The following is a 16,591-nucleotide window of genomic DNA, read 5'->3' on the forward strand; positions in this document are numbered from 1 at the left end:
ACTGGAGTGGAAATCGACGTTCCAGGTTTTACACACCCTAATAAACACTGTAGAAAAAAGGTTTTACCTATATTTCAAAACAAACTTGATTGGAACGGAAGGTGCGAGACTCCTGCGGGAAAAGCGCGTCAAGGGGAGACCCCGCAGGCGCAAAGCGACGAGGAGACTCCCCGACCGCCCGCGGAAAGCGAGTGCCTGGAGTGGAAATCGACGTTTGAGGTAGTTTTACAAACCCTCATAAAAACAGCAGACAAACTTGATTTTCATCGAGTTTATCTGCTGTCTCACCCCTTCAAACTGAAGGGTTAGTTACTTTATAGGTGTTAAGATTCTGTTATGCTTTCATTTTCATTCCCGTTAACACACATTCCACTTTCACAATCGGTTTTCTTGATAATATAAATATAATGGTTACAGGTATGACTAATAAAACATAGTATTGGTCACTTTCCTTGATCCAATCATAAATAAATGAGTTATAAACATATTCCAGAAAAAACATATGAAAAAGATAAATAGCTAATGTAATTGATCCTATTTCAGTAAAAAAAGTATGCTTTCTAGGAACAATACATAAAAAACAATAAGTTGCTGCTCCCATAATTAAATAAACGAGTAACTTATATATAAAACCGAGGGCAATGGAGCCTTCCATTAATTCCTTATAACCTAAACGGCCATAAAACCATTCCCTCCAAGTGGTTTCCCCATAGAAATAGATACCGGTAAAGATTAACCCTAGTACAGCCCAGCCTATTAGGGCATTACTTTTCTTTTTAACCCATTCAAAATGATGTTTTTCTAAAAAATGTCCAATTAAAAAGAAAGGAAAGAAAAAGAACGTTCTCGACAAACTTAACCATTCATTCACTTCACCGAAGTAACCGATTATTAGAGAGACAATTATTGAAAAAACGATTCCATATTTCCTGGAGGAAAATATAAACAATAATATATTCCAGCAGAATAAGCTTATTAAGAACCATAAAGCCCATCTTGGAGTCAAAATTGTGAATTCAATTGGTTCATCAAATATCTTCTGATAATAGAAGGTATAAATCACCTGGAATATTAAATATGGAATTAATATTTTCTTAATCAGCCCCCAGAGGTCCTTTTTGCTTTTTATCTTTCTTGAAAAATAACCGGATACTAAAATGAAAGCTGGCATATGGAATGAAAAAATAAACAAATAACTAGTTAAAATCCATTCGTTTTCTTCCACCATTCTAGCTAATGTGTGTCCCAAAACAACTAGTACGATTAAAACAGCTTTCGCATTATCAAAATACGGATCACGTTTCATGAAATCTTACCCCCTATAAAGAAACTACTAGTTATATCTTCTGATCCTCATTTATGGTTTGAATGAAAAAGCCGGCGTTCCTCTAAATATAGGATTGCCGGCTTTTTACTTAAGGAACTTCATTGGAGTATCTACCATATCATAGCTTGTTTACAGTTTAGTTAATGGAAAATAACAGTTTGATAACAGTCAAAAAACTGCCTATATCAACACACTCACCCGCTAGTGACTTGCCGGAACGAACAATCACTTCCATAATCAAAACTCCATGCAGTTCCAGACGTTTTCGCCTTTCCAAAACGGGTAGTGTATTATAGAAGCATGAGTATGATAACGTCTCTCTATAGGAGGAATGTTCATGAATCCGGTCATTTTGTTTGATGGTGAATGCAACTTTTGCGATTCGAGTGTCCAGTTCATTATAAAGCGGGATCCGCAGGGGCTTTTTCATTACGCTTCGCTTCAAAGTGAGGCAGGACAAGAGTTGCTGAAGAAGTATGATGTTCCTGCAGATATAGATAGCATGGTGCTGATCGAAAAGGATAAGGCCTACTATAAATCGTCTGCAGCCTTGAGGATTTGCCGCCGCTTACAAGGTTCATGGAAATTGCTTTACGGTTTCATCATCGTTCCAAGCTTCATCCGTAACTTCGTTTATGATTTCATTGCCAGGAACCGTTACAAATGGTTCGGAAAGAAAGAAGAAAGCTGTATGCTGCCGTCGCCAAGTGTTCGAAAGCGGTTTTTATAAAAAATGTATTTGTTGGGTTGGAAATGGTCTCAACAAAAAAAGGACGATAAGCTGTCTTGGCTTTTCGTCCTTTTCATTGTGTGAATGTGGAGTATCTCCATAAATGATTGGCCGTAGGGTGCGCCATCATTTCGAGTCCTTTGTTTTCCGCTAGGTGCAGCGGTTCCCAGTTTTGGTCATCTGCCTCCTTTAGGTAGACTTCGTGATGCGGTGCCTGATCATGATAGCCGGCGATATTGATTTCGCCATTTCGGTAAAAGGTCCCGATCACTTTATAATCCACGGCAGGTGAAATGATGATTGGGTTTCCTACAGAGTGTGTCAGCTGAATTGTCGTTTTCTCATGATTGGATAATACGCGCTTCACTAAAATGTCTTCATCCGAGGCCACTCCCTCCTCAAGGAAATCCCCATCATGGTTGTAGGCCTCACTTTTCCCGACCGCTTTGGAAAATTCAATCTCGGCTTCACTTTCCTTTTCGTGAATGTACACATCGACCCTGGTCCGGAAACGGGAGGATTCAGGATCAAACCCGCGGTTGTCTCCTTTAAAATAGGGAACCTTTGAGGCAAGATTGGGGTTTTTCAGCCACTCTTCCGGTAAAAAGGTGGAATAGCGCAGCTGCCAATTTCTTTTCCTTTTACCATCAACATCGTTTTCAACTGACTGCAAAAGCTGTTTTACAGGTCCTATCTTTTTTGTATTCGTTATTTCCTCAATCGCTGCCTGTGCTTGGGAGGAACCTTTTTTTACGGCTCCGACAATACTCGCTACAAGTGATTTCACGGCATAGGACTCCTGCTCTGAACGCGGAAGGGGCCGCTTTGCTTTAATGGTATATGTGTATTCCTGATCTTCACTAATACTCCGATCACTAAAAGCACATCCACGCACTTTCCCAATATCCACGCCGTTTCGGTAAATCGTATACTCTTTTATTCCCTTGATGGGCTCCCATTCCAGGCTGGCTTGGCCTTTTGCGACAATTGTAGTGAATACCAAATCCAAAAGGATATTATCCTCTTTTTTATTCTCGGCGGTCGTTGATGTCTGTATTTTCATCCTGTTCACTGCCTGTTCTTTTTCATTCAAGCTATCTATCGTGTACGTATAGATGGTTCCTGGAGTCAGACCACGATCTGCAATCTTTGGCTCCGTGCCGCTGTAAATCAGCTCTCGCCCCCTGAATACCCGATAGTAACCGCCTTCATCAGGCCAAATAAGCTTTATGGAATCTTCTTTCCGTTCGATCTTGCACATCAATGAAGCCGTTTTGAATACCGCCTGATGCTTCCTCTTATTGGAAACCAGATAAGCGATTCCCGCAAGACCAAGAGCAAGCAATGAATGCCGTGCAGTGAATGTAACTCCGCCTGCTTTTAAACGGGGAAATGAATAACGGGCAATCAATTTCTTCATCACCTCTTCCTTTTCTAGATGTTATTCTTTACCCACATTAATCCCTAAGCACACTTTGCAATGTACTGTGAAAGACAACTTGCTGGCATAAAAAAACCGAGGGAATGGTACTCCCCCGGTCATCTATAAGTTTCATTATATTTTAACGGCGGCTTTTTTCCCCGCCTTTGCGTCCTGCTTCTTCACGGCTCATTTTTCCATCATCGGAATCATCACGTTGATTTCCCCGTGCCTCTCCGCCTTTTTCGCCGATTTCCTGATAGAATTCCTTGCCATGACTGTCGGATGTCGCTTCTCCGCCTTTTTTACCAATCTCTTGATAGAATTCCTTATCATGATTTTCGGATGTTGCTTCTCCGCCTTTTTGGCCAATCTCTTGATAGAATTCCTTATCATGATTTTCGGATGTTGCTTCTCCGCCTTTTTGGCCAATCTCTTGATAAAATTCCTTATCATGATTTTTCGCTGTTGTTTCTCCACCCTTACGTCCTGCTTCTTCACGACTCATTTTTTCATTGTTGTTAGCCATTAAAAATTCCTCCTTATTATTTGGATTTTTCATGTACTAGCTACATATGTCATGTACCCGTTTGAACAGCCATAAAACTAGATTCAGCTAAATACTTCAGGTCGCTTCTTTTATTTAGCGGCAGCTTTTTTCCCCGCCCTAGCGTCCTGCCTCTACCATGCTCATTTTTCAATCATCGGAACCATCACGTTGATCGGCTCTAGCCTCTCCGCCTTTTTTGCCAATTTCCTGATAGAATTCCTTATCATGATTTTCGGAAGTGGCCTCTCCGCCTTTTTGACCAATCTCTTGGAAAAATTCCTTATCATGATTTTTTGCTGTCGCTTCCCCGCCTTTGCGGCCAGCTTCTTCCCTGCTCATTTTTTCATTGTTGTTAGTCATTAAAACTCCTCCTTATTGTTAGGGTTTTTGATGAACTAGCTACAGTCTTATGTATACCCGATAGTTTTGATATAAAACTAGAATCTATTAAATCTTTTCCATTTCAAAAGGAAAAGCCTCATGGATGATATCACCCATGAGGCTCACCGCTTATCCTTAACCTGACTTGGGAATCCCTTCTCGCAGGCGATCTGGCAGCTCCACAAGGGTTTCATTCAAAGTATCCAATTTCGTTTCAATCCTATGAAGCAAATAAAGGGTAACAATGATCGGGAACCCAATATCACTGACAAATGGCAGGATTTGATCCACTTATTTCACCTCTCTTCCAGGGTGACCAACAAGACCCGTTCGTTAGATGAGTTCCACTTCCTCGACATTCCGCTCGACAAGGCGTGCCGCTTTCAAATCGACGAAATCCCCTGAAGATGTAACGAACACGTTCTCCGCAATGATTTTTTCCATTGCCAGTTTAACCGTATTCACTTCGACCGGCTCCTTCGGATTATCAACGGAAATCGTCGCTGACTTTCCTTCCTCCGTAACGAAAATCAATTCCAGTACTTTAGCCATTTCAACTCACCTCCCCCGCTTCAGCATCTTTCCAAATACCGATTAGCCAATCAATGAATACGTATCCACCCGGTTCACTTCACCCATTGGATAATTCTGCACACTTGTGATTGCAACAGCCGTCGAAAACAACTGATCCGCCGTCGCCTCGACCTTGATGTTCGAAAATGTCCTCCGCTTGAAAACGAGAGCCCCTTTTTCATTTAGCCCCGTCTCAAAATCGATCCGCAACGTACTTGAAACTGGAATCTGGTTTGCCATGCCATTCACCCCCTTTCACACTCTATATAAACTTTTACAGGAAGAAAGTAGCATGGTCTTGAAATTTTCCAGGGAAACGCATAAAAAGCTCCCCATCATTTGGGCAGCTCTAAAATCAGGAGATCCTTTTAAACAAATTTTACTTTTCTACCGGCATCATCAATTGTCTTCTTCTCTCACTAATGAATCTATCTCAATCATGAGTGGTTTTTCTACAAAACTAATTCTTCTCATTATTTGTTGTACTACTCTCGGAAAAAAGTAAGCTCCAAAGAAAGCACAGATAAAAGCCTGTGACCAAGTTTTTAACCATGCAGATAAGAATCCATGATCATAACCCCTATTTATTGAGACTAATATAAATGAAATAAAAAAGGACATACAAAAAGCCATTAAAAATGCATAAATAATATTTCTGTATTTAACGTTAATATTCATTATTTTTCTGCTTCAACTCCTTTGTTGTTCTGTTCCCAACTATATTTTATTTCTTCCATTTACATTAGTAAAACCAATTTTTATAATAGATCTATTAGAAACGCTAATGCAAAGGGGTTAGTAAGGTTGAATTCGTATTATGCTTTTATCAAAACCATAGAAACAGGCAGTTTTACAAAAGCTGCTGAAGAACTTGGCTATACGCAGTCCGCCATTAGCCAAATGGTGCATTCATTAGAGGAAGAGCTTTCCACAACTCTTATTATACGTTCTCGAAAGGGTATTACCCTGACACCAGATGGCGAGGAATTTTTGCCATATATCAGGAAGATTTGTAATTCACACAGGGAACTGACTGAAAAGCATAAAGAGATGGAGGGACTGCAAAGCGGCCTTATTCGAATTGGCACCTTTTCCAGTGTTACATGTCATTGGCTACCAGGATTGATCAAAGAATTCAAGGAACTTTACCCAACTGTTCATTTCGAATTACATCAAGGAAATTATTCGGAAATCACAAACTGGATTAAAGAAGGCAGCGTAGGCTTTGGCTTTGTGAATTCAAATGTTACGGATTTAACTGCGATTCCCTTGCAAGAAGATGAAATGGTGGCTGTAATGCCACTAGATCACCCTTTAGCATCATCCACAGAAGTCTCCTTGGAGGAATTGCTAAAAGATCCTTATATCCTTTTGGATGAGGGAGTTATACATGAACCATTATTAATTTTTAAAAAGTGCCATCTTGAACCTGATACACAATACCGTGTATATGATCCTTATGCGATTATGTCCATGATTGAACATGGGCTTGGCATTTCGATTTTACCGAAACTGCTCTTAAATAAGTGTCCCTATCATATTATGACGAAAACCATCTCTCCTTCCATTATCCGAACAATTACGTTGGCGTATAAGGATAAAAAGGTATTGCCAATAGCAACCAGGTATTTTATTGACTTTATCATTGAAAGGTATAGGGAACTCTAATCACTATTTTCATTATCATTTTCCTTTTATTTTCCCTTTAAATTATTTTTTTATGACTGACATTCTTGATGCGAAGTTAAATTGCATTTGGCGATAAATGGCACGTCATGTTCGCTCTTTCTGGGAAATAATAATCACGAAAGGAAGTGGATGTTGATGTCATTAGAATGGTTTGACAGAGTAAGCGGGGAATTGCAGGATCATCTTAAATCAATTTGTGAGAAATACGACCGCAATGGCAGTATGATCGTGGAGCGCGGGTCTAAGCATCCACGCATCGAGTTTTATACAGAGCTGGAAGACGATGAGCGGGATTATTTTTCCTCGCTGTTTTTTGATCCGTATAATGAAGAATTTTATATGGAATCGTTCGATCCGGATTTAGGGCAGATCAGCAAGGTCATCCTTTCGGATATTGAAGATATCGTCGATGCTGTCCATGAGAGCTTCCATAACTATTTGGAAGCGGATGATGATGATGATTATGCATATGAATTGGATATGGATGATGAAAATGATGATTTGTATGATCCTGACAGCGAAGATTCCGATATATACGAAATCGATGTAGACTGGGAAACGCCTGAAGTGACCGCCTATATCCAGGATAATGAAGTGGAGGTCACCTATCAATTCGGGATCGTTCAGGAGACGGGTGATGGTGTGCTGAAACGGATCAATCGGATTCGGACAGCGGATGATGACCTGATAAAGGATGAAACGAATTTCATTTTCAGCAAGGAAGAAGCAAGCACGATCATCGCCATGATAGCCAGTCATATGGATTCACTTAGTGAAATGGAATAAAAAAAGCATAAAAAACCTTGTCCATGATCATCATGGACAAGGTTTTATTAAATAATAATCAGTTCATATACCTCTGATAATTGAGTGACCCGTTCCGTATCACTCGCTTCCTTTGCATGCTTGATTTCCTTAGGAAGAATATGGTTAAGGAGACTGGCTTCTTTACCGGATAGCTTATTGACGAGTTCTTCTTCAGAATGAAAGTGTCCGCTTTTGATTTTATTATAAATTTCCTGCGCTTCAGGATATTGGTCCGTATAGTTAGACAATATCTCACGCAAGTAACCAATCGTACGATCCATCAAACCATCCCTCTCGAATGTTAGATTTTTGCTTACATGCTATACCTTCCCCCATTTTTTGATGATAAATTCCTGAAAAAAAAAGATATCCAAGTCAATGGATACCCCTTATTCAGTCTTCCTCCCAAAACAAATCATCCAATGTACGGGATAATGCTTTACAAATACCGACACATAAACTTAATGAGGGATTATACTTTCCGGATTCAATCAATCCTATTGTTTGCCTGGATACGCCGACAATCTTGGCCAGTTCATCTTGTGACAAGTCCTTTTCTACTCGCGCAAGCTTCAGTTTTATATTTTTCAAGGGAAAGCACCTACTATTTCTTATTATCTTAGCTATTTTTCATTCCGATTTTCTTCGCCAGCAAGTATATACCACCAAAAAACAGAAGTAAAATCGGCAAATAGATCATAACGGATACAAACGATACCAATACAAAATACCTTACGCCCTGGGAACTGCCATCAGCATAGGATACAGCACTATTCACCCCCATGAATAAAGAGATGATGAGTGCTAAAGCAACCGTCCCAAAAATCGTCTTCCTGCTCATCGGTGTTTTGCTGGTGCGGTCATGCATCTCCACTTCATCCCAGAATACACCTAAGAAAATGGAACGAGCTAAGTAATACAGCCCCCCTGCAACAAGGATCGCGAATTCCAGATATAACTCCCCGCTGCCTGCACCATATTTATATAGTTTGAAAAGTGCACTCACCAGGCAAATGACCAAAATGACGTAATACATTTCTTTATAAATTTTATTTCTTACATTCTCAATCCGCTCATCCGTGATCTTTTTCGTTCGTCTAAATAAATTCATCTTCGATCGACCTCCATTAAATTCCATCGCTTACCCTTATTATATGATTTATTTAACTTTTTGCAATATATATATTACATTTTATAATTTATAAATTGCAAAATGTATAAAAAAAGGTACCCATACATCAAGTATGGATACCTTACTAGCCTTATTTAGGGCTTTACTCGTAAGTTTTGGGGATTTACTCGTGAATTCTAGGCTTTTACTCGTGAATTCTAAGCTTTTACTCGTGAATTCAAGATTTTAAAAAAACTCCCCCATTAGAAGAAGAAATTTAATTTCACCTTGGATAAAGGATATCATTATGCTTATCGATCACTCTTCATTAAGATGATAGCAAAGTTGAACAACGCCAGAGGAAAAGCTTTTTGTATCAACAAGTGTTAGATTCAATCTCTCCTTTATGTCAACAAACAAAGGTTTTCCTTCCCCTAAAATAACAGGGTGAACAGATAACCTGAATTCATCAACCAGCCCCAGTCTTATAAAAGATGTAATAAGACTTGCCCCTCCATAAAGCCAGATGTCTTTACCAGGCTTATTCTTTATTTTATTTACTTCTTCAACAATATCATCATTTATGATCGTGACTTTATCATCAGTGCTTTTTTTCGTTTTGGAAAACATGAACTTTTCTTTGCCATGAACGATTTTCCACATTTCTTTTTCAGTATCGGATACCTCATTTTCTGGCGTATATTGTCCCCATAAATCATAGCTTTTTCTTCCATAAAATATAGTATCAATTTGATTCAAGAAATCAATGAACCCCATTTCAGAGTCCATAATGCACCAGTCCACTTCCCCTTTCGGCCCTTCAATAAATCCATCTAATGTAACTGCTAAATCTAAAATTATTCTTCTTGGTCTTTCGTTACTGGCCATTCTTTAATCTCCTTTTGTCGTGTATCAGCAAAGCCAAATCTTCGCGCATTATCCGAATTGAACGTACTCTTGGAGTACCTCAGGGAAATCCCCATGAATCTCACTGCTTTTCAACATTTCATCAGAAGCTTCAGTTACGTTAGTTTTATCTTACAGCTTCCAACATAGTATTAAAAGATTGAATCAAAAACTAAGGAGACTTGCGATGAAAGCAATGGTATGCACGAAATACGGTCCGCCCGATGTACTGGAACTCAAAGAGGTAGCAAAACCAACCCCTAAGGACAATGAAATACTGGTAAAGGTTCACGCGGCAACAGTGGCTTCTGGGGACATAAGAGTCCGGAGTTTCAAGAGCCCTTTCTTATTATGGCTGCCGATGCGAATCTTCCTGGGTCTTAGTAAACCGCGAAAACCGATACTCGGAGTGGAGTTGTCCGGGGAGATAGAAGATACCGGGAGGAATGTGACAAAATTCAAAAAAGGCGACCAGATTTTTGCCATGACTGGAATGAATTTTGGGGCACATGCCGAATACACATGCATACCTGAAGGCGGGCCAATCGCAATGAAGCCTGCCAATATGACCTATGAGGAAGCCGCCGCCGTTTCTTTTGGGGGAACGACAGCTCTGCATTTTTTCAGAAAAGCCAATATCCAGGACGGGCAAAAAGTCCTCATCTATGGTGCATCCGGTTCTGTAGGGACTTCCGCGGTGCAGCTGGCCAAATACTTTGGAACAGAAGTTACCGGTGTATGCAGTGCCGCTAATTTTGAATTGGTGAAATCATTGGGAGCCGATAAGGTAATTGATTATACGGAAGAAGACTTCACCGAAAGACAAGAGCGATATGACATCATCTTTGATGCAGTCGGGAAAAGCTCAAAAGTCATATGCAAGAAGGCGCTGAGCCCGAACGGGCGATACGTGTCAGTTGAAGGACAGGGAATAGCAAAGGAACGTACGGAAGATTTAGTATTTCTCAAGGAGCTAATCGAAACTGAAAAATTAAAATCGGTCATTGATAAACGCTACCCGCTGGAACAGATTCCCGAGGCTCATAGATACGTAGAGCTAGGACATAAAAAGGGAAATGTCGTCATAACTGTTCATCATGATAAACCCTGACAAAACCTTGCACATGTTCTAACTAGCCTCTGGACAAGGAAATACCCCTTAGACAATTGGATCTGAAGGGGTATGACGTCTTAATACTTATATAATTGGGGTCCACTTTCATCACAGACATTCCTCCTTGTAAAAGGTCAAACTGAGGTTATTCAACGTGTAAATTCTAGCGGTGAAAATGAATAAATCACTGTAGTTATTTTCAACGTACTCTTCAATGATCACCATCCCTTTTCTGAATCTATCAACTAATAAATGCGTGTAGTTTTCATCCCAGGTAAACCGGTTGATTCGTTTAAGTTCATCGGCCAATACTTGAAACTTAAACTCCTCAACAAGAAGCTTCAATTGATATAATTTATCTCTATTTAAACAAAAGCAATTGTTTTCATTTTCATGATTTTCCCGGACGAATGTAATGAAACCATTTATATTATCAGCCAACATATTCGCTATTTGCATCTCGAAGTTCATTTCCAACAGCTCCTCAATGTCTAAAATCTATATGATGAGTGTATGATTTGAAATGGTATTTTAACACCTACAATTCTTTTTTCGAGATAGATTTCCTTCTATGATAGAATTTATAACAAAAAAATTGCCCCCTTCCTTCCAAGGGGACAATCTCACATCGAATCCAGAACCAAAGAGATCAGCAGGCCGGCAGCGGTGAATATGCCCGTGATCGGCCCTCCGTCTTCAAATGCTTCAGGCATCATCGTTGAGGCGATCATGGCGATGATCCCGCCGCCTGCAAAGGCTGCCATCGCTGCCAGGACATAGTCCGGGGCATGATCGAGGAATAGATAGCCCGACATCGAGGAGAGTGCCGAAATGATCAGGACGGAAAACCACAGCAGCATGATTTTCTTCTTGGAATAGTCACTTTTGAGCAGACCCGTTGTACTTGAGAGCCCCTCCGGAATATTACTGATGAAGATGGCGATGACCAATAGCCAGCTTACCGAGCCGCCGCTTATTAAGCTTGCGCCAATCATGATCGACTCCGGAATGGCATCCATCACCGTCCCGATGAAAATGGCTAGGCCCGCTTCCTTCGAGGAGCTATTATTGGATCGTTTCCTTTTATCCGCACCTTTCTTGGAAATAAGAAAATCCAAGGCGGTAAACACGGCGGCCCCTGCAATGAATCCGATCGCCGTCGCCCAGATTCCTCCATCACTCACCGAATCAGCAAGCAGCTCATATGCCGCGGCACCAATCAACACACCCGTACCAAAAGCCATAATATAGCCAATGATGTTTTTCTTTATCGGTATGAAGATGGCGGCAAGTGCGCCAAGCAGGACGGCAGAACCCGAAACCCCTCCCCAAAAGACCGCATTCCACATAGAATTCCCCCATTCCCTTTTTATAGGATAGTGTACCCGGGTTGATGTTGGGGTAAACAATGGGCCGCCTATTGCTATTCCAGCAAAAAAAAGCAGTTATATTCGCTGCCATGGTTTTTGTGTATAGAATGGTAGAGTTGTTCTTAGCACACTACTCTTCGCTGCCTTATATGACTGATATTTGCGGTTTTCCTTCTTCCCTTTCACTGACCTTTTCAATTTTATCGACAAACATTTGAAAAACCTTTCTCTTTTCTTCCAGCTCTTTTATCGATTCTTTCAATTCATTCAATTTTTGTTCAAAAGGTTTATGATAGAGCTCGCGGATGTTTCGAATAATTTCATCATTTATAGTGGATTGTACAACCTGTTTGGTAATATTGAATTTATAGGAATAAACCTGAAGTTCACGCTTAACTTCTTCATACTCTTTTTCTATCCCATTTAACACATCACTGATTTCTTCATTCCATTCTACTAAAGCCTTTTTCACATGTTCCTCCACCCTTATTCCCCCTCTTTAACTAACAAAAAATCCATCTCGATAAAAACTTATTTTATCAAAAGTTCATTTCGGTTTCTTTTCGGCTTAATTACTTAACATATAAATTTCATTAAAAACAGATAACAGCTTACAACGAGTTATGAAACACTTTTGAAAAATCACATAGAATGGAACATGACAACTATAACCTATGGAGGTGTTCAGACTGATTCATACAGTTAAACCAGGTGAAACACTGACACAGATATCCAGGGACTATCGTACACCGCTATCTGATATCATCGCTGCTAACCCGACCATAAACCCGAATGTCATTTATCCTGGCCAGCCCATTGTTATCCCTGGTTTTCCTCCTCCTGATACCATTCCATTTCAGATCGATGTGTCCGTTAACAATCGCAGGCTTAGGCTGCTAAAAAATGGCGCACTGCAAAAACAATATCCGATTGCCGTTGGAAGAATGCTTTCCGGTACACCAGTAGGGCAATTCATCATTATCAATAAAGCCCCCAACCCCGGAGGCCCATTCGGGACGATGTGGATGAGTTTATCAAAAGAACATTATGGCATTCATGGAACGAATGATCCCAGCTCGATTGGTAAAGCCGTCTCAAAAGGCTGTATTCGCATGCATAATCGGGACGTGGAGGAATTATCAAGGATTGTTCCAATCGGGACATTGGTTTTGATCCATCCTTAATGTGTCTAGTTACTCTCCTATATAAATAAGCCGATGGAATTTCCCATCGGCTTATTTTGCTATAAACTTAAAAATCACACTTGAACCAATTTTTTCCCCTGAATTTTATACTGAAGATCTGCTACATGCTTTATGAACGCTTGATCATGAGATACAAATATGATCGTCCCTTCATATCCAGCCATGAATCGTTCCAAAGCTTCAATGGCAGTAATATCTAAAAAATTGGTCGGTTCATCTAATAGAAGAATGTTGTATTCTCCTAGAAACAACGAACAAAGCTGGAGGCGAATCGCTTCGCCGCCACTTAATGACCGAACGCTTTTCAGGATATCCGTCCCGGCAAACTGCATCGAATGCAGGACGCTTCTTAAAAATCCTTCATCATATTCAGAGCGGTTCCCCAAGAATTGCAGAACATTTTCAACACTTTCAAATCGATAGCTCATTTGACGGAAGTAACCGATTTTCGCTTTTGGAGAAAGCGTTAAACCTGCACCATTATTCGCAATATGGTGAAGTAAAGTACTTTTACCGCTGCCGTTGCTGCCTGTGATGGCTATTTTTTTACCGAGCGGCAGCTGGAAACTCACTTCATCCAATAATACTTTCTCCTTCACTTGAAGAGTCAACCGGTCCGCCATTATCGGGAACTTATTATGCAATTCCAATTGCTTTGACTGGCGAAATACGATTTGCCTTTCCTCTTGTACAGCTTCCACTTCCTGAAGTTTTTCCACTCGATGTTCCATTGCCTTCGCTGCACGTTGTGCGGATTTTTGGCTTGTGCCTTTCGATTTCGTCATAAACGACTTATTCGGTTTTGCATTCGCCTCTTTTTTTGACAATCTTCCAGCTTGAGCGATTTTTTCAGCTTTTTTCATTTTTTCCTGCGCCGCTTTTTCAAGCCGGCTCTTTTCTTTAATGAATTGTTCATGAGCTTGCCTCTGTTGTTCACGTTTTAACTGCTTCTGTGCCATGTACTCGCTGTAATTCCCTGAATATACATGCACCTCGCCTTCATTCACTTCCCAGATCGTTGTGACGAGTTCATCCAGTACAGCCCTGTCATGACTAATCAAGACAAGCGCACCATAGTAATAGCGTAACTCATCAAGTAAAAACGAAATGCCGTCTTGGTCCAAGTGGGTTGTGGGCTCATCGATAAGCAACGCTTCATTATAATGGGTAAACAATTGGGCAAGCTTCAGCCTCGTTTGCTCACCGCCGCTTAACGACCCTGAATTTCGCGGAACTGCCAATCTTCCCAGTAACGCTGGATCAGCTTCTGCAACAACAGGCGCTTCAACTTGCTCAAAATAGCCACGATCAACGTAACCCCTTACTTTTCCGCTTGTCGGTTGAATTTCTCCAGCAAGTAACTTCAATAACGTACTTTTCCCAGTACCATTTTTCCCGACGATGCCGATGCGGTCAAATTGATGTACAGCCAATCGATCAATCTTCAATAACTCTTTATCTAAATACGTCACTTTGACATTTTCTAATTCAAAACATATTTGTTCCATATTCGCTACCTCCGAAATTTGTGATTTCGTATCGATAGCTTGGATCGATACGAGCTTCTATTTCAAGCCCGCATCAAAAGAATAATAGAAATTGCAATGTACATTCCCCCTATTTCAAGTCACCGCTGAATGATCATCTAATCGATATGAGTTTAAATTCCTAAACTCTCATCAATAGAAAAGTAACATCATCAAGTTAAATCCCTCCAAAACAAAAAAGTACACAGAAGGGCTCTGTGTACGAAAAAAATCGGCATAGATATCCGGCAGAACGACAAAACCTCTACAACATATCCATCCTATACACACAGCAAATAACCCCTTATACAAAGCGGTTTTTTCCATAATATGTGTGTATATCAGTATAGTTGTAAAAATGCCACGTTTATCGCTCCTTTCAAATCTTGCCCTTATTCTAACCAGGATATTTCCAATAGTCAATGATCTTTTGTTTTATATAATGGATGATTAATAACTCTGGAGGTTTTTATCAGAGGTTGGTAGGCACGTATCATGAAGGTAACGCGGAGACTGAAGAGGACAGCCTGACGTCGGCTGTTCTTTTTTGGTTTAATTTCAAAGCTCCACTCCCTAAAAAGTAATTATCTTACAAATTAAGTTTTACATGATATTATTAATAATTAAGTAGGCAAGAGCAATGAAAAGATAACATCTAATGAGTGAAAAATATGAAAAAGAAAATCATCATGTGGGTTACTGGTGTTCTAGTAGCCATCATTCTTCTTGGGTCAGCGGGAATGACATTCTATAAATTCGCTCCAGCAACTGAAGGAAAAACAACTACCGAAACCTTTGAATGATTTTATTTATGGTTTCTGTTCCAATAAAACCATGTTCCAAATCGAAACGATATACATCAAGAATTGCCATTAAAATATGGCGGAACAAATTCGATGTCTAATTTATTTCCATTGCCAAGAGAATCCATCAACAAACAGTAACTCTGGCGGGCTTCATATTAATTTGATTTGGAGGGACAAGCGAATTGAGTCATTTTGTACATAACACCCTATCTGGACTTAAAAAATTGTTGAAAAACACTAACCAAATGAAAATAATATCATACGAAGGGGAAGTTAGAGAGGTAACTTGTTCTTTTAATACCGAAGCCATTACAGCTGAAATTGAAAAGTTTGAAAATGAAAATAGCAAACTTCCTGAAGACTATAAGGCGTTCTTAACCCTCCATAATGGGGCAAGAATATATGAGTCAATCGATGAAGACGGTGAAACACTAGGCGATGGTCTTGAGATATTTAGTTTAGAAGAAATAAAAGAACATCAAGAAATTGAATATATAAGTGAACACGGGATTCCGATTGCACATCTGTTAAATGATTGTTATCTAATATTAGATACAGAAAAACTAAAGAGTGGGGATCCAAACTACCTTAATATTATGGAGTTTACAGAACTTTCATCTCTAAGTCTTAATTTTGAAATCTTTTTAGACCGCTACATTATTTCACAAGGTGAAGCGTTTTGGAGCTGGCCTATTTACACAGCTGAAAACTACTATAGAACTAGGTAAAAAAAATAAATAAAAGAGCGATTGCTAATTAACTGCAGTCGCTCTTTTTGAATATTATTTCGATTCGAATTCAAGTATCACTGTTTGTTTATGTTTAGGATTTTTAGTTTTGTCTGTTTCGTAAATAACGTCGGCGGGATCGTTTAGTTCTGATTCTTCTTTGGATGTTTTTTCTTTAGATGCCTTTACATTCGATTGAGACGAACAACCAATTAGCATTAATCCAGCAAGTAAAATGACAGCATATATTCTAATCATGTATGCAGCTCCTTATTTGTTTACTCAAAGTATAGCATGGAAATATATAACTTTTTGTGTAGCATTTCGGAAAATAATCATAGTGATAGT

Annotated in this window: 23 protein-coding genes and 2 pseudogenes; 8 read left to right on the forward strand and 17 right to left on the reverse strand. The window is 39.7% G+C overall.

Annotated features, from left to right (window positions below):
- Nucleotides 1-309: pseudogene (locus tag ACIQYG_RS11670) on the forward strand (hypothetical protein); the annotation flags it as partial.
- 25 nt (nucleotides 310-334) lie between these two features.
- Here the strand turns inward: ACIQYG_RS11670 and ACIQYG_RS11675 are convergent.
- A complete protein-coding gene (locus ACIQYG_RS11675; protein ID WP_402838146.1) occupies nucleotides 335-1,306 on the reverse strand; it encodes an acyltransferase family protein in 972 nt (323 codons plus the stop codon).
- A 358-nt stretch (nucleotides 1,307-1,664) separates the two neighbouring features.
- Between ACIQYG_RS11675 and ACIQYG_RS11680 the strand changes: the two genes are divergently transcribed.
- Nucleotides 1,665-2,057, forward strand: coding sequence for a thiol-disulfide oxidoreductase DCC family protein (locus ACIQYG_RS11680; protein WP_402838148.1), 393 nt, complete (start codon nucleotides 1,665-1,667; stop codon nucleotides 2,055-2,057).
- Between the two features lie 73 nt (nucleotides 2,058-2,130).
- On the opposite strand, the gene ACIQYG_RS11685 is transcribed toward ACIQYG_RS11680, so the two are convergent.
- From ACIQYG_RS11685 to ACIQYG_RS11715, 7 genes and pseudogenes are all read right to left on the reverse strand, one after another.
- Nucleotides 2,131-3,477 carry a DUF3238 domain-containing protein gene (locus tag ACIQYG_RS11685; RefSeq protein ID WP_402838150.1) on the reverse strand — a complete coding sequence of 449 codons (1,347 nt, stop codon included), beginning with the start codon at nucleotides 3,475-3,477 and terminating at the stop codon, nucleotides 2,131-2,133.
- Between the two features lie 142 nt (nucleotides 3,478-3,619).
- The gene (locus ACIQYG_RS11690; protein WP_402838152.1) at nucleotides 3,620-4,006 is read right to left on the reverse strand and encodes a KGG domain-containing protein; all 387 of its coding nucleotides are present in this window, start codon (nucleotides 4,004-4,006) and stop codon (nucleotides 3,620-3,622) included.
- A 183-nt stretch (nucleotides 4,007-4,189) separates the two neighbouring features.
- Nucleotides 4,190-4,387, reverse strand: a pseudogene (locus ACIQYG_RS11695) (KGG domain-containing protein); the annotation flags it as partial.
- Nucleotides 4,388-4,543: 156 nt separating this feature from the next.
- Nucleotides 4,544-4,699 carry a YvrJ family protein gene (locus ACIQYG_RS11700; protein ID WP_057913045.1) on the reverse strand — a complete coding sequence of 52 codons (156 nt, stop codon included), beginning with the start codon at nucleotides 4,697-4,699 and terminating at the stop codon, nucleotides 4,544-4,546.
- 42 nt (nucleotides 4,700-4,741) lie between these two features.
- A complete protein-coding gene (locus ACIQYG_RS11705; RefSeq protein WP_402838154.1) occupies nucleotides 4,742-4,960 on the reverse strand; it encodes a DUF2922 domain-containing protein in 219 nt (72 codons plus the stop codon).
- 42 nt (nucleotides 4,961-5,002) lie between these two features.
- A complete protein-coding gene (locus ACIQYG_RS11710; RefSeq protein WP_402838155.1) occupies nucleotides 5,003-5,221 on the reverse strand; it encodes a DUF1659 domain-containing protein in 219 nt (72 codons plus the stop codon).
- Between the two features lie 159 nt (nucleotides 5,222-5,380).
- Nucleotides 5,381-5,659 (reverse strand): DUF2798 domain-containing protein, encoded by a 279-nt coding sequence (locus ACIQYG_RS11715; RefSeq protein WP_402838157.1) that lies wholly within the window; start codon nucleotides 5,657-5,659, stop codon nucleotides 5,381-5,383.
- Between the two features lie 126 nt (nucleotides 5,660-5,785).
- Here ACIQYG_RS11715 and ACIQYG_RS11720 point away from each other — a divergent pair, with 126 nt between their 5' ends.
- Nucleotides 5,786-6,649 carry a LysR family transcriptional regulator gene (locus ACIQYG_RS11720; protein WP_402838159.1) on the forward strand — a complete coding sequence of 288 codons (864 nt, stop codon included), beginning with the start codon at nucleotides 5,786-5,788 and terminating at the stop codon, nucleotides 6,647-6,649.
- Nucleotides 6,650-6,805: 156 nt separating this feature from the next.
- Complete coding sequence (locus ACIQYG_RS11725) at nucleotides 6,806-7,456, forward strand: hypothetical protein (RefSeq protein WP_402838161.1); 651 nt, start codon at nucleotides 6,806-6,808, stop codon at nucleotides 7,454-7,456.
- Nucleotides 7,457-7,503: 47 nt separating this feature from the next.
- On the opposite strand, the gene ACIQYG_RS11730 is transcribed toward ACIQYG_RS11725, so the two are convergent.
- The 4 genes from ACIQYG_RS11730 to ACIQYG_RS11745 form a co-directional block, all read right to left on the reverse strand.
- Nucleotides 7,504-7,758 carry a sigma-G-dependent sporulation-specific acid-soluble spore protein CsgA gene (locus tag ACIQYG_RS11730; RefSeq protein ID WP_402838163.1) on the reverse strand — a complete coding sequence of 85 codons (255 nt, stop codon included), beginning with the start codon at nucleotides 7,756-7,758 and terminating at the stop codon, nucleotides 7,504-7,506.
- A gap of 112 nt (nucleotides 7,759-7,870) precedes the next feature.
- Nucleotides 7,871-8,068, reverse strand: coding sequence for a helix-turn-helix transcriptional regulator (locus ACIQYG_RS11735; RefSeq protein ID WP_063235187.1), 198 nt, complete (start codon nucleotides 8,066-8,068; stop codon nucleotides 7,871-7,873).
- A gap of 28 nt (nucleotides 8,069-8,096) precedes the next feature.
- A complete protein-coding gene (locus ACIQYG_RS11740) occupies nucleotides 8,097-8,588 on the reverse strand; it encodes a DUF6773 family protein (RefSeq protein WP_402838165.1) in 492 nt (163 codons plus the stop codon).
- A gap of 318 nt (nucleotides 8,589-8,906) precedes the next feature.
- Nucleotides 8,907-9,476, reverse strand: coding sequence for a dihydrofolate reductase family protein (locus ACIQYG_RS11745; protein WP_402838167.1), 570 nt, complete (start codon nucleotides 9,474-9,476; stop codon nucleotides 8,907-8,909).
- Nucleotides 9,477-9,681: 205 nt separating this feature from the next.
- Here ACIQYG_RS11745 and ACIQYG_RS11750 point away from each other — a divergent pair, with 205 nt between their 5' ends.
- Nucleotides 9,682-10,605, forward strand: coding sequence for an NAD(P)-dependent alcohol dehydrogenase (locus ACIQYG_RS11750; RefSeq protein WP_402838169.1), 924 nt, complete (start codon nucleotides 9,682-9,684; stop codon nucleotides 10,603-10,605).
- Nucleotides 10,606-10,716: 111 nt separating this feature from the next.
- Here the strand turns inward: ACIQYG_RS11750 and ACIQYG_RS11755 are convergent, their stop codons facing one another.
- From ACIQYG_RS11755 to ACIQYG_RS11765, 3 genes are all read right to left on the reverse strand, one after another.
- A complete protein-coding gene (locus tag ACIQYG_RS11755; RefSeq protein WP_402838171.1) occupies nucleotides 10,717-11,079 on the reverse strand; it encodes a hypothetical protein in 363 nt (120 codons plus the stop codon).
- Between the two features lie 152 nt (nucleotides 11,080-11,231).
- Nucleotides 11,232-11,957: a ZIP family metal transporter gene (locus tag ACIQYG_RS11760; protein WP_402838482.1), complete on the reverse strand. Its 726-nt coding sequence runs from the start codon at nucleotides 11,955-11,957 to the stop codon at nucleotides 11,232-11,234.
- Nucleotides 11,958-12,123: 166 nt separating this feature from the next.
- On the reverse strand, nucleotides 12,124-12,462 hold the full coding sequence (locus ACIQYG_RS11765) for a hypothetical protein (RefSeq protein WP_048687716.1): 339 nt from the start codon (nucleotides 12,460-12,462) through the stop codon (nucleotides 12,124-12,126).
- A 205-nt stretch (nucleotides 12,463-12,667) separates the two neighbouring features.
- Here ACIQYG_RS11765 and ACIQYG_RS11770 point away from each other — a divergent pair, with 205 nt between their 5' ends.
- Nucleotides 12,668-13,162 (forward strand): L,D-transpeptidase family protein, encoded by a 495-nt coding sequence (locus ACIQYG_RS11770; protein ID WP_402838484.1) that lies wholly within the window; start codon nucleotides 12,668-12,670, stop codon nucleotides 13,160-13,162.
- A gap of 74 nt (nucleotides 13,163-13,236) precedes the next feature.
- Here the strand turns inward: ACIQYG_RS11770 and ACIQYG_RS11775 are convergent, their stop codons facing one another.
- Nucleotides 13,237-14,691: an Msr family ABC-F type ribosomal protection protein gene (locus ACIQYG_RS11775; RefSeq protein WP_402838173.1), complete on the reverse strand. Its 1,455-nt coding sequence runs from the start codon at nucleotides 14,689-14,691 to the stop codon at nucleotides 13,237-13,239.
- Nucleotides 14,692-15,380: 689 nt separating this feature from the next.
- Here ACIQYG_RS11775 and ACIQYG_RS11780 point away from each other — a divergent pair.
- Together ACIQYG_RS11780 and ACIQYG_RS11785 are read left to right on the forward strand one after the other, a co-directional pair.
- Complete coding sequence (locus tag ACIQYG_RS11780; RefSeq protein WP_402838175.1) at nucleotides 15,381-15,512, forward strand: hypothetical protein; 132 nt, start codon at nucleotides 15,381-15,383, stop codon at nucleotides 15,510-15,512.
- A gap of 185 nt (nucleotides 15,513-15,697) precedes the next feature.
- Nucleotides 15,698-16,243, forward strand: a complete 546-nt coding sequence (locus ACIQYG_RS11785) for an SMI1/KNR4 family protein (protein WP_402838177.1) — start codon at nucleotides 15,698-15,700, stop codon at nucleotides 16,241-16,243.
- Nucleotides 16,244-16,297: 54 nt separating this feature from the next.
- Here the strand turns inward: ACIQYG_RS11785 and ACIQYG_RS11790 are convergent, their stop codons facing one another.
- On the reverse strand, nucleotides 16,298-16,501 hold the full coding sequence (locus ACIQYG_RS11790; RefSeq protein ID WP_402838179.1) for a hypothetical protein: 204 nt from the start codon (nucleotides 16,499-16,501) through the stop codon (nucleotides 16,298-16,300).
- Nucleotides 16,502-16,591 lie beyond the last annotated feature (90 nt).

The sequence above is a fragment of the Peribacillus sp. NPDC096622 genome (assembly GCF_044762665.1).
Taxonomy (GTDB): domain Bacteria; phylum Bacillota; class Bacilli; order Bacillales; family DSM-1321; genus Peribacillus; species Peribacillus frigoritolerans_B.